Raw genomic sequence first — 21,724 nt, 5'->3', positions numbered from 1 at the left:
GTATCAATCAAGAAATTTTTTAATCCAATTCCCTGAATTCCTAAACGGTCATCCTTGTTCCAAAAAAACTCCATTATTAAGGTTTTCTCATGTATGTCCAGTGACGATTGTGGTTTGAATTTTCAGGGAACCGGTCTCCCGCTTTCATTTTAAGCTTTTGAGGATTGTTTACGTTGCTTCCGGTTTCACCAATTTCAATATAGATCCCATTGTTCGGCGCTTTTTCTCCGCCCCTGAAATGTCTTGGTTGTCCCATTGTGATACCTCCTCTGTTTGAAGCATGGCTTCTTTTTTATTTTCTTCTTCATGATGATGTTCATGCATGCCAGAAGAAGGTATCTTTCTTGAACATTAGATTACGGTTTGGTTAACATTCGGAAAAAGTCTTTACAGTCTGTCACTATTTGGTGTTAAATAAAAAAATGTGGAGAAATTACGCTTGGAGGAAATGCAATGGATTTTTATCTGATTTTGAAATACTTATTTTTAGGGATTTTCCAGGGTTTCACTGAACCTATTCCCATATCATCGAGCGGTCATCTCGTTCTTGCTCAGTACTTCCTGGGTATAGAAGAACCAGGATTGACCTTTGAAATATTAGTGAATACAGCTTCCTTATTTGCAGTATTATTAGTGTATCGTGAAGATATTTGGCGTCTTATTGTCAATGGATTAGGTTATTTCAAAGAAAAAACACCTGAGAACAAGCGCGATTTCCATTTTATTGTGTATTTGATCATAGGTACGATTCCAGCCGGGGTCATCGGCGTCTTATTTGGAGATTTTATTGAAGATAACCTTTCTTACGTCGTAACGATCGGAATTACACTTATTATCACAGGAACGGCTTTATGGCTTATCCGTAATCTTCGCGGCAGAAAAAACGATGGGGACCTTAACGTGAAGGATGCCCTCATCATCGGTCTCGCTCAGGCAGTCGCATTGATTCCGGGAATCAGTCGATCCGGTGCCACAATCGTTGCAGCCATGGCACGAGGTATGAAAGCAGAGACAGCATTACGCTATTCTTTCCTTCTATATATTCCGGTCAGTTTCGGAGTCATGCTTCTCGGTATCAAAGACTTGATTGAAACCCCGCCGGCAGCATCGATGACAATGCCTTATCTACTGGCATTTGCTGGATCATTGATTGCATCATACTTCTCTTTAAAATGGTTCATGAACATCATGGCCAATGGGAACCTGAAATATTTCGCTTTTTATTGCTTGATTGTCGGTATATTGGTTGTTATTTTTATTTGATTCCATGTAAAAAACCCCTTTTCAATTTGAAAAGGGGTTTTTTTGATCATGTGATGCCAAGTGCAATTTTTGCGTAGCGTGACATCTTGTCCTTGCTCCAAGGCGGATTCCATACGATATCCACTTCTGTTTCTTTTACTTCAGGGATGTCACTTAACGCGGCCTTGACTTGATCGACGATTGTCCCTGCCAGCGGGCAGCCCATAGATGTAAGCGTCATGGTGACAGTCGCTTTACCTTCTTCGTCAAGCTCTACGTCATATACCAATCCTAAATTCACGATGTCTATTCCTAATTCTGGGTCCACTACCTGTTCAAGTGCTCCCATCAAATTATCTTTAAGATCCTGATCCATTGTTACACTCTCCTTTTCTTATTTCACCTTGTCATTATCTTATCAAAGAAGGCCATTGAAGACAAAAGGTTAAGCCGAAAGATGCTTCTCGAACCATTCCACAAGCTTTATGACACCATCTCTAGAAACCTTATGGTCTGCTTTATCATCAGCGACAAATAAGATGTTTTCTTCATTCCCTTCATACGCAGGGAGGATACTTTTGTAAAATTCTTCTGTCAGGTGAAATGGAACGACCTTGTCTCTTTTCCCATGCCAGAACATGAGCGGACGTCCTTTCAGCTTTTCCGGCTGCAAGCTTAAATCGTAGTGGGATAACTCGTTAAGGATTGCCTTCACTTCTTCTTCACTGAATGGCAGCTGATAGCCAGCGGATTTCAGATGTGCCAACTGTGCTTTTGCAAACTTCACATAAGAAGGGTTGCCCATCAGTGATACAGCTGATGAAATCCAATCATATTGTGTCAAAGCTCCAAGGGTGACAATCCCCCCCATTGACGTACCTGCTACTCCTACTCCATTTTCCATCAGCAGGCCTTTTTTCTCGAAATGCCCTTTCAGGATGGAAAGTTCATGAATGCTATTCAATACAATCTTCCAGAAAACGCTGCCCAGTTCCTCTTCCGATTTTCCAGTCGCTCTTTCACCATGTTCGAGACAATCAGGGAGTACGACCCGAAAGCCTTTTTCAGCCAAATAATAGGCATAATGAAGATTATGCTCTTTCGCACTGGTGAATCCATGTATAAAAAAACAAATTGGCAAAGCCTGGCTTTTTTCTTCTTCTTTTACAAGGTGAAGATAAGGAATGTCTTCTATGTTCGATTTCTCGACTACGATCATGGTAACTTGCTCCCTCCTGTACGCTGATAACAGTAATATGATATCCTAGTTTTTACAGCATGTATAATATTTAAAATCGACTTTTGTAAAAATATCATTAAATTCAATTTCATGATATGGACAGCTTTCACGACCCCTTATACACTATTCTTACAGTGATGGTTTGCTGTTCACTACATATTAACACACTTGATCCGTTTCACTACACTACAAAGAATTGGAGAAATACGATATGAATTCAAACGAAAAGCACTTAATAGTCCTGGACTTGGATGGTACTTTACTGACAGACGAAAAGAAGATTTCCTCAAAAACCCTTCATACTTTGACTCAGGCAAGAAAGCAAGGCCACGAAGTAATGATCGCCACCGGACGTCCTTATCGTGCCAGTGAAATTTATTATAAGCAGTTACAATTACGTACGCCAATCGTCAACTTCAATGGTGCTTTTGTCCATCATCCGACAGACGAGAACTGGGGGACATATCACACCCCTATGGATTTACAAGTGTCAAAGCAGATCATTGAAGCCTGCCATGACTTTCCGTTTCGAAACATCATCGCTGAAGTAAAGGATGATGTGTACCTTCACTATCATGATGAAAAGCTCATTGATGTCTTCATGATGGGTAACCCATCGATCTCAACCGGTGATATCCGAGAAGTCCTCTCAGAGCATCCCACTTCCATGCTGATTCATGCGGAAGAAGATGATGTGAAAGATATCCGTGCTCACCTTGATGAAGTCCATGCAGAAGTGATCGATCACCGCAGATGGGCTGCTCCATGGCATGTCATCGAAATCGTTAAATCAGGGTTAAACAAAGCTGTCGGAATAGAGAAAGTCGCTTCATCCTTACAAATACCCCAGGAGCGCATCATAGCTTTCGGGGACGAAGACAACGACTTTGAAATGCTTCAATATGCAGGCACAGGCGTTGCAATGGGGAATGCCATAGATAAAGTAAAAGAAATCGCAAATGAAATTACGTTGACAAATGAAGAAGACGGGATAGGAAGATACCTGCAAAATCGCTTCAATCTTTAATGGCAGGAGTGGGAATTTTTTTTACTGTAAACACTTCTGATTTAAGCCATACTACAAGAGAACACATTCGTGTTCAAAGCTTGTAAAAGGGGTGGTTGCAGTGGGTAGAAATAAATCGAAACGATTTGTACAACAAGGTAAAGTTGCTGTAGCAAAACATGATGAACGTATTCCGTATCATTTAACCTATGCCGAGGCAGAGGCAAACAAGCTGTCATCTAAAGTGGAAGACTCCTCTTTAGGAGGGATTTAACATGAGCAACCCTTTATTCCGGCAGGCGCGGCAAGCCGTCAATTCTGCGAAACAGGCCGCAGCACAGGGTGGAAATACCGAAGCATCTGTAAGCAAAGCAAAAAATGCCTTATCTTCTGCATATGCAAATTGCAATGTAGAGGAACAACACCAATTACGCGCCCTTCAAGATGAGTTGAATACTCTCCAATAAACGAGCAAAAAGGTTGACCTTCCATCAGAAAGGTCAACCTTTTTTCAGTATTTTTACTCCATCAACATTTTTAATCTCTTCTAAAGAAACCGAAGATGCCTGTCGTTTGAACGATATTGGTAAAGGCATTGGGGTCGACCTCTTTAATTGTATGTTCCAGTTCATAAAGCTCATAGCGTGATATGACGATGATCATCATCTCTTTTGCCTCTCCTGAAAAAGCCCCTTTAGCAGGAACCGTTGTGATTCCTCTCATCAGCTTTGAGTGAATCGCTTCGCGAAGCTCTTGTGACTTCTTCGTAATGATCATTGCCGTCAATTTCTCGTGTCGTGTATGGATGGCATCAATGACACGGGTTGAGGCATATAGTGTAACGAGTGTATACAATGCTTTTTCCCATCCATATAAGAAACCTGCCGATATGATGATGACTGCATTCATTAAAAAGAAATACGACCCAACTGGCCTATCTTTCATCCGGGAAAGGATCATCGCAATGATATCCATCCCACCGGTAGACGCACCCCACTTCAAGGTCAGGCCCACGCCCACCGCGGCAATGACACCGCCAAAGACCGCATTCAACAAGATATCCGGTGATAAATGAATGACCGGGATGATTTCTAAGAAGAAAGAAGTCAGGAATACTGAGATAAAGCTGTAAACAGTAAAAGACTTTCCAACCTTAAACCAACCGATTATGGTTACAGGTATATTTAAGATGAATAATAAAATACCGGTGGATACATTAAACTGAGTAAATTCTTTAATGATACTTGATAATAATTGTGCCATTCCGGTAAATCCACTTGCGTAGACATTAGCGGGTATCAAGAAAAAGTTCATGGCAATCGCACCCAAAACCGCCCCGATGAGAACGACCACAAACTTCTTTGCTTCTAAATGAACGTTATCCCTGTTCATGCACAAACCTCCTGTTGTTATGTACTACTAAATATGTTCCACAAAATATCATACCTAAACTCCTGCAGCAGTTCACCTGATTGAATGAATTTTTATAAAAAAATAATCTTACAGTAACAAAATATTTGTAAGTTTATTAAAGCTGCATATTTTTCAAAATTATTATATCAAGAACTATCCAGCGGTTGATTGGAGTGCAAGACGTAGACTCCTATCCGAAAAGCGGAGGGGCTTTGCCCAGAAGCGTATGGCATAAGACGAATCGGCCATGAAGGCGTTCTTTGCCTTCTTGGTCGGTTTGGCTTATGACATGTGCTTCTAAGCCCTGGAGCTGGACAGTTTCACCCCTTGATCAGGAGGCTCACACGGGTCACCCGCGGTAAGCGAAGTCTTGCACGGAATGGGGCAGCGGTGATTACAGTCGTTCTTAATCAATGCAGAAATATGATAAACCGAATAAATTAACACAGGAATAGATTGTCATTTTACTGAAAAATAGCTAGACTAAAGCTATAAGTAAAGATAAAAGGATGAGAATAATGACAGTAAAATTATTTGCTGATAGTGCAAGCGATCTGCCAAAAGAATTTTTCGATCAGGACAACATAGAATTTTTCCCACTTAAAGTACATATTGAAGGACAGGACTACGAAGACCTCATCAGTATCGAACCGAAAGCCGTATTTGACAAAATCCGTGAAGGGCATATGCCGAAAACATCTCAAGTATCCCCGGAAACGTTCCTGAAGAAATTTACCGAGCTTGCCGAAAAGGATGAGAAAGGTATCTATGTCGCCTTCTCTTCTCAACTTTCAGGAACCTATCAAACAGCGGTAATGATCCGCGATCAGGTTAAAGAAGATTATCCAGGGCTAGACCTTACCATCATTGATTCCAAGTGTGCATCACTCGGCTATGGCCTTGTTGTGCAACATGCATTAAAGACCCTCCTGGATGGCGGTTCCCATGAAGAAATCATTGATGCCATCACCTATCATGCTGAACATGTGGAACATCTCTTTACCGTTGAAGACCTTGATTATCTTGCCAAAGGCGGACGTGTTTCAAAAGCATCTGCATTTTTAGGAGGATTGCTCAATATCAAACCTCTTCTTCATGTCGAGGACGGAAAGCTAGTCCCAATCGAGAAACACCGCGGCAAAAAGAAGCTCCTGAAGAGAATCCTTGAACTGATGGAAGAACGCGGTTCAAATCTTTCACAGCAGACAATCGCGATAAGTCATGGTGATGATGAAGAGCTTGCCCTGGAAATGAAAAAGATGATAGAAGAAAAGTTCTCCCCAAAAGATGTATACATCAATATTATTGGATGCGCTGTCGGTTCTCATACAGGAACAGGTACATTGGCAGTATTTTTCCTTCGTTGACACTCATAAACCTCCCTTCAATTTGTCATACTATTTGAGAAGCACTCTATATATTGAAGGGAGTTCGAACAATGCCTCACACTTCTGATAATGATAAAAAAGCAAAAGACAACCAGGCACTGCATGAAGAAAAAAACAAAATGAAAGAACTGAACCGTCAAGCCGGAAAGAATCAATATTCCAAAAAGACGGATCATATCTGACCTTCTCGGCCTAAATTCATGTTAAAAGAGAAACCATCTGGAGCTCCAGGTGGTTTCTTCTTTTAGTTCAACATTCCTCATAGTTGTGCATCCCAAGGACACTTGTCTATAATAATAGAAGAATATAGTAATTGGAGGGAACCTCTCATGGCAAAAGAAAGCTCATTTGATATCGTTTCAAAGGTGGAAATGTCTGAAGTAAGCAATGCCATTCAAATCGCCCTTAAAGAAATTCAAAATCGTTATGATTTCAAGGGAAGCAAGAGTGATATCAAACTGGATGGAGAAGAAATCGTGTTGATCTCGGATGATGAATTCAAGATGAATCAACTAAAAGATGTGTTATTAAGTAAATTGATCAAACGCAGTGTGCCTGTCAAAAACCTTGATTACAGCAAGCTTGAAGGCGCTTCGGGCGGAACGGTCCGGCAGCGCGCAAAGCTGGTGCAGGGAATCGATAAAGAAAATGCGAAAAAGATCAATATAATCATCAAAAATTCAAGTGTGAAAGTGAAAAGCCAGGTACAGGATGACCAGGTACGCGTGACAGGAAAAAGCAAGGATGACCTTCAAAAAATCATTTCAGCCGTAAGGGAAGCGGATTTATCCATCGATGTTCAATTTGTAAACTTCCGCTGATTTGTTATCTTACATAGTCTAATGGGTACAATATACTCATTAGACTTTTTTTATCCCATCTACCCATTAAATAACAATATAAGATACGTTTACGGAGGAGAAAAATGAGAAAAAAAATTATCGTGATAGGTGCTGTTGGCGGTGGTGCCACAACGGCATCTCAGCTAAGAAAATTAGACGACAAATCGGAAATCATCCTGCTTGAGAGGACTTCTTACCTTTCTTACGGTGCATGTGGAATGCCATATTATCTCGGGGATGTGATTAAAGAACGGGAAGATTTATTTGCCTATACCCCTGAAAAACTGCAGGCTAAAAAAAATATTGATGTCAGGATGCAGCATGAAGCCGTAGAGATTGATCGAGAGAAGAAATCCATTCGTATCAAAGACCTTTTAAACAACGAGGAATATCAAGAAAGCTATGACGCCCTGATCATAGCGACTGGCGCTTCACCATTCATTCCGGATATCAGTGGACTTGATCGAATTCCTTCATTCCCTCTTAGGACCGTTGAAGATATGGATAATTTAAAAAACTATCTGGAAACGAAGAAACCTTCTGCCGGTGCAATCATCGGGGGTGGATTTATCGGTGTGGAAATGGCAGAGAATCTGACACACCTCGGAATAGATACATGTATCGTAGAACGCTCCAATCATGTTCTCAGTGTCATAGATGAAGAAACCGCATTAAAGGTTCAACAACACCTGAAGGAAAAAGGCGTAAAAGTGTATTTGCAAAACGGACTTCACAAGATCATTTCAGAAACGGAAATCCAGCTGGATGACGGAGAATCCATCGAAACTGACTTCCTTCTTTTATCAGTCGGCATCAAACCAAATAATAAACTCGCCATTCAGGCTGATTTGACTGTGGGTGAATCCGGAGGGATAAAGGTAAACGAGTTCATGCAGACAGATGACCCTTCTATCTACGCTGTGGGTGATGCAGTCGAGTCATTCGACTTGATTGACGGCAGCCCGAAACAAGTCCCGCTTGCCTGGCCGGCACATCGCCAGTCCTATATCATTGCAAAACACGTCACTGGGCGTCCTGTGCCTTTTAAAGGCATGCTGGGAAGTGCAATCGCGAAAGTGTTTGATTTGACCATTGCCTCGACAGGATTAGGTGAAAAAGAACTTTCCAAACGCAAAACGAAGTACATGACGGCCACCCACGAAGGCAAATCTCATGCAGGATATTATCCGGACAGCAAGGATGTGTATGTAAGGGTCCATTTCTGTCCTGACTCCGGGAAAATCTTTGGAGGGAATGTCGTCGGAGGCGAAGGGGTCGATAAACAACTGGATGTACTCTCCACCGCCATTACCGGCGGTCTGACTGTCGTACAGCTCCAGGAGATTGAAACCTGTTATGCCCCTCCCTTCTCATCCCCAAAAGGCTTATTAAATATGATCGGCTATAAGGCAGAGAAGATGATGGGTTCATGATCATATGAGAGGCAGACTCCTATTGGGTCTGTTCTTTTTTTGAGCAGGATTATTCATTTATGATAAAAATCGGTTAATGATGTTAATAATTGTATCCATCGGGTAAACACTAATCAGAGAATAAGGTGTAAATAATTGACCATCCATTTTCATTAAAAGGAGTGTTTTAGTTTGTCACAGCAGCAAAATGGAAAACAAACATTTCCCCCTCAGCATCAGGACCATCAGCCAGGTACGATAGATGAAATGAATCCTCAGCCGATCCACACCGATCAAAATTACAAAGGAAGCGGTAAATTGGATGGAAAAGTTGCCCTCATTACAGGAGGCGACAGCGGAATCGGCCGTTCTGTCGCATGGTATTTCGCACGTGAGGGTGCCCATGTGGCCATTTCTTATTTAGATGAGCATGAGGATGCAAACAAAACAAAAGAACTTGTTGAAGCAGAAGGTGTTCAGTGCATGCTTCTTTCAGGCGATATCGGCAGCGCAACATTCTGTGAAGACATCATCAAAAAAGTGATATCACAGTTTGGAAAATTGGACATCCTCGTAAATAATGCAGCAGAACAGCATCCGCAGGATGGCCTTGAAAACATCAGCAATGAACAACTGGAGCGCACCTTCAGAACGAATGTCTTTTCAATGTTCTATTTGACCAGGGCTGCCCTGCCTCACTTAAAAAAAGGAGCTTCGATTATTAATACGGCTTCGATTACAGCTTACAAAGGAAATAAAGATCTTATCGATTACTCATCGACTAAAGGGGCGATCGTCAGCTTTACCCGCTCTTTGGCAGAAAACATCGCCTCTAAAGGTATACGGGTCAATGGCGTTGCACCGGGGCCGATATGGACACCACTCATCCCATCGACCTTCAGTGCAGAAAAAGTATCCCAGTTCGGTGCCAATACTCCAATGGGAAGAGCGGGACAGCCTTTTGAATTAGCTCCTGCTTATGTATATCTGGCAAGCGATGATTCAACCTATGTGTCCGGGCAGATGATCCATGTGAATGGCGGTGCGGTAGTGAACGGTTGATTTTGATAGTTTGACGCTCGATAATTAATATAGCCTGCAGTGTGGATTACGAGCAAAAAAAAGAGACCGGGGCATAACGTTAAGCCTTGGTCTCTCCTTTATGTTAGCTCTCTCTCTTGCTGCACGAAGCCCGCTTCACGATCTCATGGGGGATAATGATTCGTTTGATTGGGTCCTTTGGGTTTTCCACCTTTTGAATCAGGCTTTTAGCCGCTTCATTCCCAAGGTTGAATATATTAATATCCACCGAAGTCAATGGAGGGCGGGACATTTCTGCAAGCAGAACGTTATTGAAGCTGATGATGGAGATATCATCAGGTACAGATATATTCATTTCATCCAGCGTATTCAATACTCCTAAAGCCATCAAATCATCCGCTACGACCAGCGCTGTCGGAGGGTGTTCAAGCTGCATCAATTCATTGATCGCTTCCCTTCCACCTTCCCGGAGAAACTCTTCGTGTATGATGTATTCGTCTTTCAAGTCAAGACCTGCTTCTCTAAGCGATTTCTCGTAGCCCAATAAACGCTCGACTGTAACAACAAGATTCAGATCCCCTCCGATGAAACCGATACAGTCATGCCCGAGTTCGAGCAGGTAATCTGTTACTTCCCTGGCAGCCCTGAAATTATCGTTATCCACATGAGTGATTTCTTCGCAGTATTTATAAGGTTTCCCTATCATGACAAAAGGGAAGTTACGTTCTTTTAAATAGTTCATTACTTTATCTTCGACTTTTGAATAAAGCAGGATGATTCCGTCCACTCGTCCTCCTTGAACCATTTGAACGACACCTTCGTAAATTTCCTCATCAGATTGCCCAGTCGTCATTTGAAGTGCATATTGCTTCTCATGAGCCCCTTCACTCAACCCTCTCAAGACTGTAGGGAAGAAAGGGTTTTGCGAGAAGGTGCTTGCTGAGCCGGGCAATACAAGGCCTAATACTCTGGTTGACTGATTTGCCAGGCTTCGTGCGATGAAATTGGGATGATACCCTAAGTGATCCATCGCTTCCCTGACTTTTTGTTTTGTTTTTTCACTGATTCTCGGGTTGTTTGCGATTACGCGTGAAACGGTAGATGGTGCGACGTTTGCGAGTTTCGCAACATCTTTTATCGTAACAGCCATCGGTTCTCCCCCCTTCTGTTAAAAATGATTTGCTGAATTCTATGAGACAATTTCTTTTCGTCCGTTATGAAACATATCGAATAAGTCTGAAAACCTGCTCTTTTCAAGCTCCAACCAGGATTGAAGCGCTTCCAACTTTATAAATATAGTTACAGTTAAATATCTGATAAAAGGCTCAAAAAAGAGCCCATTTGTTTAAGAGTTTCCTTTTTTTCTTCCACGTTTCCATACGAGGTAAATAAATAATAAAAACAATACATAGACCGCTGCCAGTGCCGATAGGTATGGAATATTCAGTCCGCTTTTGGCTTTAAGCAAATAGATTTCCGCCTCTTCACGATCCAGCGCGATCTTATACGTTCCGCTTTCATCAACTCTCACCAGGTCATCCGAAAGTAACCCTTTAAGTTCATTGTTTTCAGCAAGATCTTCTTCTTCAAGTTCAGCGATTTGTGTTTCACTTGAATTATTGATCGCTACTACCAACGTTTGATCTTTGTATGTGCGTTTGTAAACACCCATTCCTTCTTTTTCATACAACGGTTCAATCGTACCTCTTGTCAAAGCAGGGTAATCTTGACGAACCTTACCGAGTGTTGTAATGTAATCGATCAGTTCTTTATCAGCCCTGAAATTCATCAGCCGCCGGTTATCCGGATCTTCCCCTCCATCTACGGCAATCTCAGACCCGTAATAAACAATCGGTATTCCGGGAGTCGTGTACATATACGTTAAGGCAAGCTTCCAACGCGTGCCTGGGAAAACATTTTCCTGTACCAATAAACGCGTAAAACGTTCCATATCATGGTTATCTATAAACGTACCCATTAGATAGGGATCTTCATAGAATGTTTCATTATACTTCCAGAAATTAAACAGTCTGTCCATTGAAGTATCTGGTTTGTTAAACACTGAACGTAATTCTTCAGCTTGAGGAAAATTAACGAATCCATCGATTCCAACGTCGTTATATTCCGCTATCTTCTGTGGGTCACGATCAAATACTTCACCAAGAAGATAAAAGTCGTCTTTCACTGATTTCACTTCTTTACTGAATTCACTCCAAAAATCTTGAGGGACATGGCGCACTGTGTCCAAACGATACCCGTCCACATCAGTTTCCTTAATCCACCATTTAGCTGCATCAAAGAGATACTCCCTTACTTCGGGATTCTCTGTGTTTAGATCTGGAAGATCATATAGCCATGCATTTTGAAGACTTTCTTTGTCAGAGAAGTTCATAGGCTGTTTCTCATGGAACCAGCTCTCTTTAGCAGGGTCATCAACCCAGGGATGCTCGGGCCCCACATGGTTGACGACAAAATCAAGTACGACCTTCAAATCTCGTTTATGCGCTTCATCCACAAGCTTTTTAAACGTTTCCATCGAACCGAAATGCTCGTCAGTCTTATAAAAGTCCGTGATCCAATATCCGTGATATCCTTTTGGCTGGTTGTCAAAGACCGGCGTCAGCCATATGGAAGTGAATCCCATATCCTTGATATAATCCAAACGATCGATAATCCCTTGAAAATCACCGCCCTGGTAAGCCTTTGGATCTTTCGTGTCCACTTCTTTATCATTTGTTGGATCACCATTGTTAAAGCGATCTACCATTAGGAAATAAATTGTTTCATCCTGCCACTTTCGTTCTTCTTTTTCAACTGCACCTACCGGAAGGGCGTAAAAAAGAAGAAACGGGACTAAAATGAGAGATAGTACTCTTCTTTTCATCTCCGCTCCTCCTCAATAGTTAGTAACGCCTATAAGATTATCCTTTTGTACCCCCTGCCGTCAATCCTGAAACGAAGTATTTCTGGAAGAACAGGAATAAAAATGCGATTGGAACAGCAATCAACACAGAACCTGCTGCAAACGTTGTAAATTCGGCACCGAATTGCTTTGCAACCATATCATAGAGAGCAACCGGCAGCGTGTACATTTTTTCAGAGCGAAGCAGGATACTTGCGAGTATGAAGTCTGCAAATGGTGCAATGAATGAGAACAAAGCGACAACCGCAATGATTGGCTTGGCAAGTGGCATGACGATTTGGAAAAAGATCCTGAGGTGTCCTGCACCGTCCATTTTTGCTGATTCATCCAGCTCTTTTGGAATTGTATCCAAATAACCTTTCATCAGCCAAGTGTTCATCGGTATCTGCCCGCCAACATATACAAGGATCAACCCGATATGAGTATCCAATAGATCCGTTAACAACGCCAGGACGAAAATGGCAATCAATGCAGCGAAGTTAGGAATCATTTGCAGAATCAGGAATGTCATTAACCCATTTTTCCGTCCCGCAAAACGATAACGGGAGAAGGAATAAGCCGTCAAGCTTACCAGGAGTACCGTAAGTGCCATCGTTGATAAACTTACTTTTAATGAATTCCAGTACCAGATCAGATAATTGCTACGTTCAAGATCAAATAATTCCTTATAATGAGCAAGCGTCGCATTTTTCGGAATGATTGATGATCCTGATAAACTCTGCCCTGGATTAAAGGAAGAACCGATGATCCAGGCTACAGGGTAAAGGATGATCGCAAACATAATACCAATGGCCAGATAAGAAAATGTTAAACGTATAAGTTTCTGTCTTTTCATATTCATCTTTACATCATATCCTCTTCTTGGAATGATTTCGTGCGTTTAAACTGCCAGATCGCTACAGTGATGACGATTACGGATAGCAGTAATGTAATGGCGGCTGCTTTGGAGTATTGAGCGGACGTCATAGTCAGGCTGTAAATCCATGAAATCAGGATGTCTGTTCCACCTGCGTTCTGTCCTGTTAAAGCCGGTCCCCCGCCATTGAATAAATAAATCACGTTAAAGTTGTTAAAGTTGAATGTATATTGTGTGATGATGATCGGTGCCGTCGCAAATAATACAAGCGGCAGAGTGATATTCTTGAACTTCTGGAATATCGACGCTCCGTCAACCGTCGCAGCCTCATACAATTCATCAGGAATTGATTGAAGTACGCCAGTGGTCATGGCAAAAATGAACGGGAACCCTAACCATGTTTGAATGAAGATCAAAGCCAGCCTTGTGAACATCGGCTCTGTCATCCACGGGATTTCACCAATTCCCAGAAAAGCGAGAATGTCCCGGTTGATTGTCCCGAACGATTCATTAAACATACCTGCAAAAACAAGAATGGAAACGAACGCCGGAATCGCCCATGGTAAAATGAATACTGTACGAATGATCGCTTTCCCTTTCAAGTCTTTTTGATTCACAAGGATTGCAAGGAAAATACCAAGCGATACCTGAAGTGTCGTCGCTCCAAATGTCCACACAAGCGTCCATGCTAGAACAGTGATGAATGTTTCTCTCCAAATATCAATCTTGAAGATATCAACAAAGTTCTGAATCCCGACCCAGTCTACCAGCTTTGCCGGCGGAGAATGATACAGGTCATAGTTTGTGAATGCCAGAAGGACAACGAAGATAATCGGGAAGATGACTACGAACACCAGCAGCAGGAAACCTGGTGACATGATAAGATAAGGGAACCCGTTATCTACCAAGTTTCTATATTGCTCTCTGATCGTACTAAGCTGTTCCCCTCTATCTCTTTTCTCTCCATTTACATATGCATCGCGCAGATTAAATAGATAAAAACCGATTCCGAATAATAAAACGATGATTGCAAGAATTCCATACACCATCAAAAAGATGGAGTGATCTCCGTAGGATACGTCCGTACCAAGTGTTGTGATCCCCCACAGACCGTAACTGATCAAATCTCTGAATACCAGGATAAAAGCGGCTGTCATGATCAGGAAAAATCCGCCTTTTACATATTGTTTATGATACAACTGACCGAGTCCCGGGATGATGGAAAGGGCCAGCGCTGTTTTTCTATGTTTTGATTGATAGGATTGTCGCTCCATCCTATAGTCCCCTTTCTATACTTCAACGTATTTGCTTAAGCTTCAAGAGCTTTAAGAGGCAGAAACGTATTTCTTCTTCTTAAAGCCCTTGAATGGGTCTTTAAAAGGATAGCAGTACCTCTCCACTAGGAGAAGGTACCGCTATGGTCTTGATTAATTAGAATGATTCGCTTCGATGTTTTGCTGGATTTGCTTCACAGCTGCGTCAAGAGCTGCTTTAGGCTCTTGCTTACCAGTTACAACCGTTTGAAGTGAATCAGCCATTGGTCCCCATACCTCTCCCATTTCTGGAATGTTAGGCATTGGAACTGCATATTGAGACTGTTCAGCAACCGCTTTGGCACCTGGGTTTTCAGCAATCGCAGGGTCGTCGATCAACCCTTGGTTCGTTGGAACTTCTTGTGTTTGTTCGAAACGTAATTTAGCATACTCGTCTTGAGTGATGAACTCGATGAATTTTTGAGCCCATTCTTTATTTTCAGAGTATCCGGATACATGCCATCCTTTAACACCCATGAATGTTTTCATTGGCTCTCCGTTTGGAAGTTTAGGCATAGCAGCAATACCGATGTCGATTCCAGCATCTTTGTAGCCTTGGAAAGACCATGGTCCATTCATAACGGAAGCAACTTTCCCTTCACCGAATAAACCATCCATTGCAGAACCGCCATTTTCTCCAATGATACCTTTAGGGAATAAACCTTCTGAGTACCATTTTTGAATATATTCAGTACCTTCTACAGCACCTTCATTGTTCAAGCCAAGGTCTTTTGAATCTAACGCTCCATCATTTTCAGCAAATACATATCCGCCGAATCCACCGATTGGAGCATGAGCGAAGTAGAAGTTATCCCATAGCGCTAAGAAGCCGTAGTTTCCACCTTTAGTGAAATCTTTAGCGAATGTATATACTTCATCCATTGTTTTTGGTGCTTCTTCCATTAATTCTTTGTTATAAACAAATACCGGTGTTTCAGAAGATTTTGGAAGACCATAAAGTTTTCCATCATAGCTTTGAGCTGTCATTGAAGATTCAGTGAAGCGGTCTTCAATTTCTCCATCAACCTCTAATGGTGCAATGTGACCTGCAAGAGCAAGTTCACCAATTTGATCGTGTGGTAGAGTCAATACGTCAGGACCTGTACCTGCTGGACCATCCAGACGTAATTGTTCTTTCATTTTAGTAGCCATTTCTACTTCTTTCACTTCTATTTCGATACCAGTTTCCTCTGTAAACTTGGCACCTACTTCATCCAGCCATCCAGTTTTCTCTTGATCTTCCCAGATAACCAGCTTTTCAGGCTTGTTTGCATCGTCAGCTTTTTTCTCGCTGTCTTTGTTTCCTGAAGACTGTTCTTCGCGGTTAGGACCACAAGCAGCCAACGCCCCTAAAACAAGCATAACTACCATTAATAATGATAATGCTTTCTTCATCTTGACCCCTCCTAAGTATAGGTAAAATAATATTTCCCCGATTGTACAACCGTTTGCACATATAACTAGATTCCGGTGCAATAGACACCGCTTACAATTATGTGTGAAAGCGATTGCACAACCTATTTCCTATTATACAAATTAACTGTGATTAAGCAATAGTTTTTTTAATATTTTTATGTTTTATAGAAAAATACTAAAACGCTTCCACATTGATGATATGTTTTATTGACAACACTATGAGAGTAGACTACTCTTTAAATGAAAATGCAAAAAGGAGGATACATGGATGTTATTAGAAGCGATTTATCATCGACCAAAAGATAATTATGCATACGCTTGCACTAATGAAGAGCTCCATATCAGAATCAGAACGAAGAAAAATGATATAAAAACCGCAGTTCTCCTCCATGGTGATCCGTATCATTGGGAAAACGGGGAGTGGGTTTATGATAAAAAAGAAATGGCCCTGACAGGCAGCGATCAACTATTTGATTACTGGTTCGCTTCATTGAAACCTCCTTTCAGACGCCTCCGTTACGGTTTTGTCCTTAATGATGGGAATGAGGAAATCTTTTATGGAGAAAAAGGTTTTTCCATTGATCCTTCATCGGACATTGGGGATTATTTTTGTTTTCCATTCTTACATTCTACTGATGTCTTCCAGGCTCCTTCGTGGGTAAAGGACACGGTCTGGTATCAAATCTTTCCTGAACGGTTCGCAAATGGCAATAGACAGAACGATCCGGATGGAACACTTGAATGGGGAAGCGCTGAACCTTCAAGAGAAAATTTCTTCGGTGGTGATCTCGAAGGGGTGATCGAAAACATTTCTTACCTCAAAGAATTAGGGATCTCAGGAATTTATTTCACTCCGATCTTCAAGGCTCATTCCAATCACAAATATGATACAATCGACTATTTTGAAATCGATCCGCAGTTCGGTACAAAAGAAACATTGAAGGAATTAGTGCGTACATGCCATGAAAACGGAATAAAAGTCATGCTGGATGCCGTTTTCAATCACAGCGGCTTTTATTTCTCACACTTTCAGGATGTTCTCAAGAATGGTGATAAATCGCCTTACCGCGACTGGTTTCACGTGAAGGAATTTCCATTGAATACCGAGAGCACACCGCCGAATTATGACACGTTTGCTTTTGAGGCTTCAATGCCTAAATTAAACACCGAAAACAGAGAAGTGCGCGATTATTTACTTGAAGTCGGACGCTACTGGGTGAAGGAGTTCGATATTGACGGCTGGCGCCTTGATGTTGCAAATGAGGTGGACCACCAGTTCTGGAGGGACTTCAGAAGAGAAGTCAAATCAATAAAACCTGATTTGTATATCCTGGGGGAAATTTGGCACGATTCCATGCCTTGGCTTCGCGGGGATCAGTTTGATGCCGTCATGAATTATCCGTTTACGACGAACATGATTAACCTGTTCGCTAAACAATCCATCTCTCCGTCCCAATTTGTTGAAAATTTAACAAGCGTCACCAACATGTATCCAAAGAACGTTAATGAAGTTAATTTTAATTTAGTGGGGAGTCATGATACCCCGAGGATATTGACAGAGTGTGGAGAGGATATTCGCAGGCTGAAACAAATATACAGCTTCATGCTGTCATTTACCGGAACACCTTGTATCTATTATGGAGATGAAATCGGCATGACTGGCGAACAGGACCCAGGCTGTCGAAAATGCTTCCCTTGGGAACGAGAGAAACATAACGAAGAGCTCTTTCGTCATGTTCAAAAGCACATCGAGCTCCGCCGCACCTATCCTTTACTAGCTAATGAAGGGAATCTCTCTTTCTTACCGGCCGAACCTCAAGATGGCTGCCTCGCTTTCACTAAATCAAATGGAGAAGATACAATCTTCATCCTTCTGAATTGCAAGGCTGAGGCAACTACTTACTCCCTGCCATTCGATTTAAAAGGCAAGAAGATTGTCAACCTTTGGAATGATGAAGAATTCGCTGCCGAAGCAGAAACCATTGAAGTTGAACTTGAAGAGTACGGATTTGCCATCCTTCACTTTTAACTCTTGATTCCTTGCAAATAGTGGGACTAACTTAGCATGATGAGTTAGTCCCCTTCTCTCTTTTATCGAACTTTTCTTAACAAGGAGTAACTTATGACCAACAAAACGCAAAAAAAGATGACCTTGTTTGCTCTCACATGGCCTATCTTCATCGAAATCTTCCTTCATATGCTCATGGGGAATGCCGATACATTGATGCTCAGCCAATACTCTGATGATTCCGTGGCTGCTGTCGGTGTATCCAATCAAATCCTGTCACTCATCATCGTCATGTTCGGCTTTGTTGCTACTGGTACTGCGATACTTGTGGCACAGCATTTAGGAGCCAAAGAGGAAACATTCGCAGGAGAGATTTCTCTCGTTTCACTCGCGGTGAATCTTCTATTCGGTCTTTTGCTAAGTTTTGCTTTGATTCTTTTCACCAGACCGATACTCTCTTCCATGGATCTGCCACAGTCTTTGATGAGCGAGGCATCCTCATATTTAAAAATCGTAGGCGGATTCGCATTTATTCAAGCATTGATTATGACTGCAGGGTCAATCATGAGAAGTTACGGCTTCACGAAGGACGCCATGTACATCACGATCGGAATGAATATCATTAACGTAATCGGCAACTACTTATTTATTTTTGGACCTTTCGGCGTTCCTGTTTTAGGGGTGGAAGGTGTAGCCATTTCAACAGTCACCTCCAGGCTGCTTGGACTTGTTGTAGCGATCATCGTCATCATGAAGAGAATCCCTGATGCTCTGCCGATCAGAAAGTTGTTCAAGCTTCCCCTTTCCCATGTTAAGAATTTATTGCGCATCGGAATCCCATCAGCAGGGGAACACCTTTCTTATAATGGTTCGCAAATGGTCATTACGTACTTCATCGCCAGCATCGGAACCCATGCACTGACGACAAAAGTGTACGCACAAAATCTAATGATGTTTATCTTTTTATTCAGTGTCGCCATCAGTCAGGGAACACAGATATTAATCGGCCACCTGGTGGGTGCGAGAGAATACGAAAATGCATACGAACGGTGTTTAAGAAGTTTAAAAATCGCCATTATCATTTCACTTGCAATGGCGGGGGTCTTTACGATTTTTGCAGACCCTCTTTTACGTATTTTCACTGATAATGAACAAATCATATCACTTGGAAAAATACTAATCTATTTAACCATCATCCTTGAGCCAGGAAGAAGTTTCAATCTGGTCGTCATCAATTCATTAAGGGCGACCGGAGATGTACGTTTCCCTGTTTATATGGGCATTCTTTCGATGTGGGGTGTCAGTGTCACATTGTCCTACATTCTTGGAATCTGGTTCGGTCTTGGACTTATCGGCATTTGGATATCCTTCATTGCAGATGAGTGGCTGAGAGGATTAATCATGTTGAAACGCTGGCGTTCTAAAGTTTGGATGAAAAAAGGGTTTGTCAGTCATAAAAATGTATAAAAGAAGCGATCACACAAATATCGTGAACGAGCTATTCAAATTGAATGGCTCGTTTTTTTATCATTTACCCCGTTCACGGAAAAATAATGTAAGGTTTTTTAACATTTAACCGCTTTCATATAAAATTAGTACTTGATATTTTGTTATTTTCTGAATATGATAAATAATATAACAAATTGATGTTATAAAACCTAACATCTAATAATCAAAAATTTTTAAAAGGAGGAAAATCATGAAAAAAGTGGAAGCGATTATCCGGGCAGAGGCTTTTATTTCTTTACGTGAAGCACTAAGTCAGCGAGGCTTCAGCGGATTAACTGTTTCAGAAGCAGCCGGATGCGGAAAGCAAAAAGGAAAACAGGGAATTTTTCGCGGCAATAAGTTTGAAATCAATCTGGTTCCGCGTGTGAAGGTTGAAATGGTTGTCGACGATGATCAGGTGGAAGGGATCATTGATCTGATCGTGGAACAGTGCAGTACCGAAACCGTCGGGGACGGGAAGATTTTTATTTATCCCGTCGAAGAAGTTGTCCGGATCCGCACAGGAGAACGAGGAAAACCAGCCGTTCTATAAATGTTCTCTAATTCACAATGTACGTAAAGTAACAACCTTTTAGAAAACGCCTATTATTTACTAATCGGAGGGATATCATTGATAAAAAAAATTACTGTATTGCTGTTTCTGTCACTAGGTATTAGTACTTCCGCTCTAGCCGCTGCCCCATCCGCAGAAACCGTTCAAGCTTCCGTGGACTCCATGTGGGTCATGATCGCCGCCTTTCTAGTATTCTTCATGCATGCCGGGTTTGCAATGGTCGAAACGGGATTCACCCGTGCAAAAAACGCGCTTAATATCTTGATGAAAAATTTCCTCACCGTTTCCATTGCATCTGTTCTTTATTTCCTCATTGGTTTTGGATTGATGTTTGGCAGCAGTGCCAGTGGAGTAGTCGGGATTGACAGCTTCTTTCTGTCAGGGCGGGAAGATATAGGCTTTTTCCTTTTTCAGTCCGTATTTGCCGCTACCTGTGCCACGATCATCTCTGGAGCCGTTGCTGAGCGCATGAAGCTGAAAAGTTATATTTTATTGACGATCGTCATGACAGGCGTCATTTATCCTGTAGTCGGCCATTGGGTATGGGGCGGCGGATGGATTTCGGAAATGGGGTTTGTTGACTTCGCCGGATCTACAGTCGTCCATTTAACAGGAGCAGTCGGAGCTCTCATTACGGTATTATTCTTAGGTGCCCGCATCGGAAAATACTCCAAAGGAAAAGCAAATGTCATTCCAGGTCATAATATCCCTATAGGAGCTCTCGGTGTATTCATCCTATGGTTTGGCTGGTTCGGTTTTAACGGAGGCAGCAGCTTGGCAGCTGACCCTGAACTAGTGCCTCACGTCATTACAACGACATTATTTTCCGCATCTGCAGCAATTCTTTCTTCAGCCCTATATACGTTAGTCAGATTCAAAAGGGTGGACCCTTCCCTGACCCTCAATGGGGCCCTGGGTGGATTGGTCGGAATCACAGCAGGATGTGCAAACGTATCATTGGCAGGCTCACTCATCATCGGTCTCATTGCCGGAGTCATCTTAGTGGAGGCTGTTACAATACTTGATTCGAAATTCAAGATCGACGACCCTGTAGGAGCAATTGCAGTTCATGGTATTTGCGGAATTTGGGGAACTGCAGCTGTCGGGTTATTCGATATCCAAAACGGATTATTTTACGGAGGCGGAGCATCGTTACTTGCGGCACAATCGTTGGGAATTGCCGCTGTCATCGCGTGGACGTCAGTCACAGTTGGCGGTTTCCTCTTCATCGTCACCCGATTCTCAAGCATCCGGGTATCCAGGGAAGAAGAATTATCCGGACTTGATTTCACAGAACACGGGTCGAATGCATATGAACTAAAAGATACGGTGCTTGAATCAAATGCAACTCCTTCCCCATTTGGAACCGATCTTGTGGAACGTCTAAACTCGATCGGTACCGGTAAGATGAGCAAGGTAGATCAGCGTAATACGGTTTGATGAATCATTGACAGAAGCCCCCCATCCGTTAATGCGGATGGGGCTTTCTTATGAACAGGAGGAGCTGCGTTGATGGATCGATGATCATTGTGTTATCCATACATCACAAAAGCCCGGAACGG

General features: G+C 42.1%; 22 protein-coding genes. 13 read left to right on the top strand and 9 right to left on the bottom strand.

What is annotated here, in order from left to right:
* Positions 1–76 precede the first annotated feature (76 nt).
* Positions 77–256, bottom strand: a complete 180-nt coding sequence (locus ACUXV2_RS05405; protein ID WP_032089181.1) for a YjzC family protein — start codon at positions 254–256, stop codon at positions 77–79.
* Between the two features lie 197 nt (positions 257–453).
* Here ACUXV2_RS05405 and ACUXV2_RS05400 point away from each other — a divergent pair, with 197 nt between their 5' ends.
* The gene (locus ACUXV2_RS05400; protein ID WP_446246023.1) at positions 454–1,263 is read left to right on the top strand and encodes an undecaprenyl-diphosphate phosphatase; all 810 of its coding nucleotides are present in this window, start codon (positions 454–456) and stop codon (positions 1,261–1,263) included.
* A 46-nt stretch (positions 1,264–1,309) separates the two neighbouring features.
* Here the strand turns inward: ACUXV2_RS05400 and ACUXV2_RS05395 are convergent, their stop codons facing one another.
* Complete coding sequence (locus tag ACUXV2_RS05395; RefSeq protein ID WP_446246022.1) at positions 1,310–1,618, bottom strand: metal-sulfur cluster assembly factor; 309 nt, start codon at positions 1,616–1,618, stop codon at positions 1,310–1,312.
* A gap of 69 nt (positions 1,619–1,687) precedes the next feature.
* The gene (locus tag ACUXV2_RS05390; RefSeq protein ID WP_446246021.1) at positions 1,688–2,461 is read right to left on the bottom strand and encodes a prolyl oligopeptidase family serine peptidase; all 774 of its coding nucleotides are present in this window, start codon (positions 2,459–2,461) and stop codon (positions 1,688–1,690) included.
* Positions 2,462–2,693: 232 nt separating this feature from the next.
* Between ACUXV2_RS05390 and ACUXV2_RS05385 the strand changes: the two genes are divergently transcribed.
* The 3 genes from ACUXV2_RS05385 (at position 2,694) to ACUXV2_RS05375 (ending at position 3,955) form a co-directional block, all read left to right on the top strand.
* Complete coding sequence (locus tag ACUXV2_RS05385; protein WP_446246020.1) at positions 2,694–3,509, top strand: Cof-type HAD-IIB family hydrolase; 816 nt, start codon at positions 2,694–2,696, stop codon at positions 3,507–3,509.
* A 100-nt stretch (positions 3,510–3,609) separates the two neighbouring features.
* Complete coding sequence (locus tag ACUXV2_RS05380; protein WP_171910678.1) at positions 3,610–3,762, top strand: hypothetical protein; 153 nt, start codon at positions 3,610–3,612, stop codon at positions 3,760–3,762.
* A gap of 1 nt (position 3,763) precedes the next feature.
* The gene (locus tag ACUXV2_RS05375; protein WP_446246019.1) at positions 3,764–3,955 is read left to right on the top strand and encodes a DUF3813 domain-containing protein; all 192 of its coding nucleotides are present in this window, start codon (positions 3,764–3,766) and stop codon (positions 3,953–3,955) included.
* Between the two features lie 70 nt (positions 3,956–4,025).
* On the opposite strand, the gene ACUXV2_RS05370 is transcribed toward ACUXV2_RS05375, so the two are convergent.
* The gene (locus ACUXV2_RS05370; protein WP_446246018.1) at positions 4,026–4,880 is read right to left on the bottom strand and encodes a YitT family protein; all 855 of its coding nucleotides are present in this window, start codon (positions 4,878–4,880) and stop codon (positions 4,026–4,028) included.
* Between the two features lie 539 nt (positions 4,881–5,419).
* Between ACUXV2_RS05370 and ACUXV2_RS05365 the strand changes: the two genes are divergently transcribed.
* The 5 genes from ACUXV2_RS05365 (at position 5,420) to ACUXV2_RS05345 (ending at position 9,605) form a co-directional block, all read left to right on the top strand.
* Entirely contained in the window at positions 5,420–6,268 is an 849-nt protein-coding gene (locus ACUXV2_RS05365; protein ID WP_446246017.1) for a DegV family protein, read from the top strand.
* Positions 6,269–6,339: 71 nt separating this feature from the next.
* Positions 6,340–6,471, top strand: a complete 132-nt coding sequence (locus ACUXV2_RS05360) for a DUF3941 domain-containing protein (RefSeq protein WP_446246016.1) — start codon at positions 6,340–6,342, stop codon at positions 6,469–6,471.
* Between the two features lie 147 nt (positions 6,472–6,618).
* Positions 6,619–7,110, top strand: a complete 492-nt coding sequence (locus ACUXV2_RS05355; protein ID WP_446246015.1) for a YajQ family cyclic di-GMP-binding protein — start codon at positions 6,619–6,621, stop codon at positions 7,108–7,110.
* Between the two features lie 104 nt (positions 7,111–7,214).
* Positions 7,215–8,564 carry a CoA-disulfide reductase gene (locus ACUXV2_RS05350; protein ID WP_446246014.1) on the top strand — a complete coding sequence of 450 codons (1,350 nt, stop codon included), beginning with the start codon at positions 7,215–7,217 and terminating at the stop codon, positions 8,562–8,564.
* Positions 8,565–8,735: 171 nt separating this feature from the next.
* On the top strand, positions 8,736–9,605 hold the full coding sequence (locus ACUXV2_RS05345; protein ID WP_446246013.1) for an SDR family oxidoreductase: 870 nt from the start codon (positions 8,736–8,738) through the stop codon (positions 9,603–9,605).
* A gap of 103 nt (positions 9,606–9,708) precedes the next feature.
* Here the strand turns inward: ACUXV2_RS05345 and ACUXV2_RS05340 are convergent, their stop codons facing one another.
* The 5 genes from ACUXV2_RS05340 to ACUXV2_RS05320 all read right to left on the bottom strand — a co-directional run bounded on the left by ACUXV2_RS05340 (position 9,709) and on the right by ACUXV2_RS05320 (position 16,071).
* Positions 9,709–10,734, bottom strand: coding sequence for a LacI family DNA-binding transcriptional regulator (locus ACUXV2_RS05340; RefSeq protein WP_446246012.1), 1,026 nt, complete (start codon positions 10,732–10,734; stop codon positions 9,709–9,711).
* A 195-nt stretch (positions 10,735–10,929) separates the two neighbouring features.
* A complete protein-coding gene (locus tag ACUXV2_RS05335) occupies positions 10,930–12,468 on the bottom strand; it encodes an alpha-amylase family glycosyl hydrolase (RefSeq protein WP_446246011.1) in 1,539 nt (512 codons plus the stop codon).
* Between the two features lie 37 nt (positions 12,469–12,505).
* Entirely contained in the window at positions 12,506–13,348 is an 843-nt protein-coding gene (locus ACUXV2_RS05330; RefSeq protein WP_446246010.1) for a sugar ABC transporter permease, read from the bottom strand.
* Positions 13,349–13,350: 2 nt separating this feature from the next.
* Positions 13,351–14,637: a carbohydrate ABC transporter permease gene (locus tag ACUXV2_RS05325; protein WP_446246009.1), complete on the bottom strand. Its 1,287-nt coding sequence runs from the start codon at positions 14,635–14,637 to the stop codon at positions 13,351–13,353.
* A 153-nt stretch (positions 14,638–14,790) separates the two neighbouring features.
* Positions 14,791–16,071 carry an extracellular solute-binding protein gene (locus ACUXV2_RS05320; protein WP_446246008.1) on the bottom strand — a complete coding sequence of 427 codons (1,281 nt, stop codon included), beginning with the start codon at positions 16,069–16,071 and terminating at the stop codon, positions 14,791–14,793.
* Between the two features lie 289 nt (positions 16,072–16,360).
* Here ACUXV2_RS05320 and ACUXV2_RS05315 point away from each other — a divergent pair, with 289 nt between their 5' ends.
* The 4 genes from ACUXV2_RS05315 to ACUXV2_RS05300 all read left to right on the top strand — a co-directional run bounded on the left by ACUXV2_RS05315 (position 16,361) and on the right by ACUXV2_RS05300 (position 21,602).
* Entirely contained in the window at positions 16,361–18,121 is a 1,761-nt protein-coding gene (locus ACUXV2_RS05315; protein ID WP_446246007.1) for an alpha-glycosidase, read from the top strand.
* A 93-nt stretch (positions 18,122–18,214) separates the two neighbouring features.
* A complete protein-coding gene (locus ACUXV2_RS05310) occupies positions 18,215–19,567 on the top strand; it encodes an MATE family efflux transporter (protein ID WP_446246006.1) in 1,353 nt (450 codons plus the stop codon).
* Positions 19,568–19,799: 232 nt separating this feature from the next.
* Positions 19,800–20,141, top strand: coding sequence for a P-II family nitrogen regulator (locus ACUXV2_RS05305; RefSeq protein ID WP_446246005.1), 342 nt, complete (start codon positions 19,800–19,802; stop codon positions 20,139–20,141).
* Positions 20,142–20,219: 78 nt separating this feature from the next.
* The gene (locus tag ACUXV2_RS05300; RefSeq protein WP_446246004.1) at positions 20,220–21,602 is read left to right on the top strand and encodes an ammonium transporter; all 1,383 of its coding nucleotides are present in this window, start codon (positions 20,220–20,222) and stop codon (positions 21,600–21,602) included.
* Positions 21,603–21,724 lie beyond the last annotated feature (122 nt).

It is taken from the genome of Rossellomorea sp. NS-SX7 (assembly GCF_052828565.1).
This window is presented reverse-complemented; position numbering and strand designations above follow the sequence as displayed.

Coding starts and splice junctions, on each gene's coding strand:
- ACUXV2_RS05405 (WP_032089181.1), bottom strand. CDS start 256: ATGGGACAACCAAGACATTTCAGGGGCGGAGAAAAAGCGCCGAACAAT.
- ACUXV2_RS05400 (WP_446246023.1), top strand. CDS start 454: ATGGATTTTTATCTGATTTTGAAATACTTATTTTTAGGGATTTTCCAG.
- ACUXV2_RS05395 (WP_446246022.1), bottom strand. CDS start 1,618: ATGGATCAGGATCTTAAAGATAATTTGATGGGAGCACTTGAACAGGTA.
- ACUXV2_RS05390 (WP_446246021.1), bottom strand. CDS start 2,461: ATGATCGTAGTCGAGAAATCGAACATAGAAGACATTCCTTATCTTCAC.
- ACUXV2_RS05385 (WP_446246020.1), top strand. CDS start 2,694: ATGAATTCAAACGAAAAGCACTTAATAGTCCTGGACTTGGATGGTACT.
- ACUXV2_RS05375 (WP_446246019.1), top strand. CDS start 3,764: ATGAGCAACCCTTTATTCCGGCAGGCGCGGCAAGCCGTCAATTCTGCG.
- ACUXV2_RS05370 (WP_446246018.1), bottom strand. CDS start 4,880: ATGAACAGGGATAACGTTCATTTAGAAGCAAAGAAGTTTGTGGTCGTT.
- ACUXV2_RS05365 (WP_446246017.1), top strand. CDS start 5,420: ATGACAGTAAAATTATTTGCTGATAGTGCAAGCGATCTGCCAAAAGAA.
- ACUXV2_RS05360 (WP_446246016.1), top strand. CDS start 6,340: ATGCCTCACACTTCTGATAATGATAAAAAAGCAAAAGACAACCAGGCA.
- ACUXV2_RS05355 (WP_446246015.1), top strand. CDS start 6,619: ATGGCAAAAGAAAGCTCATTTGATATCGTTTCAAAGGTGGAAATGTCT.
- ACUXV2_RS05350 (WP_446246014.1), top strand. CDS start 7,215: ATGAGAAAAAAAATTATCGTGATAGGTGCTGTTGGCGGTGGTGCCACA.
- ACUXV2_RS05340 (WP_446246012.1), bottom strand. CDS start 10,734: ATGGCTGTTACGATAAAAGATGTTGCGAAACTCGCAAACGTCGCACCA.
- ACUXV2_RS05335 (WP_446246011.1), bottom strand. CDS start 12,468: ATGAAAAGAAGAGTACTATCTCTCATTTTAGTCCCGTTTCTTCTTTTT.
- ACUXV2_RS05330 (WP_446246010.1), bottom strand. CDS start 13,348: ATGAATATGAAAAGACAGAAACTTATACGTTTAACATTTTCTTATCTG.
- ACUXV2_RS05325 (WP_446246009.1), bottom strand. CDS start 14,637: ATGGAGCGACAATCCTATCAATCAAAACATAGAAAAACAGCGCTGGCC.
- ACUXV2_RS05320 (WP_446246008.1), bottom strand. CDS start 16,071: ATGAAGAAAGCATTATCATTATTAATGGTAGTTATGCTTGTTTTAGGG.
- ACUXV2_RS05315 (WP_446246007.1), top strand. CDS start 16,361: ATGTTATTAGAAGCGATTTATCATCGACCAAAAGATAATTATGCATAC.
- ACUXV2_RS05310 (WP_446246006.1), top strand. CDS start 18,215: ATGACCAACAAAACGCAAAAAAAGATGACCTTGTTTGCTCTCACATGG.
- ACUXV2_RS05305 (WP_446246005.1), top strand. CDS start 19,800: ATGAAAAAAGTGGAAGCGATTATCCGGGCAGAGGCTTTTATTTCTTTA.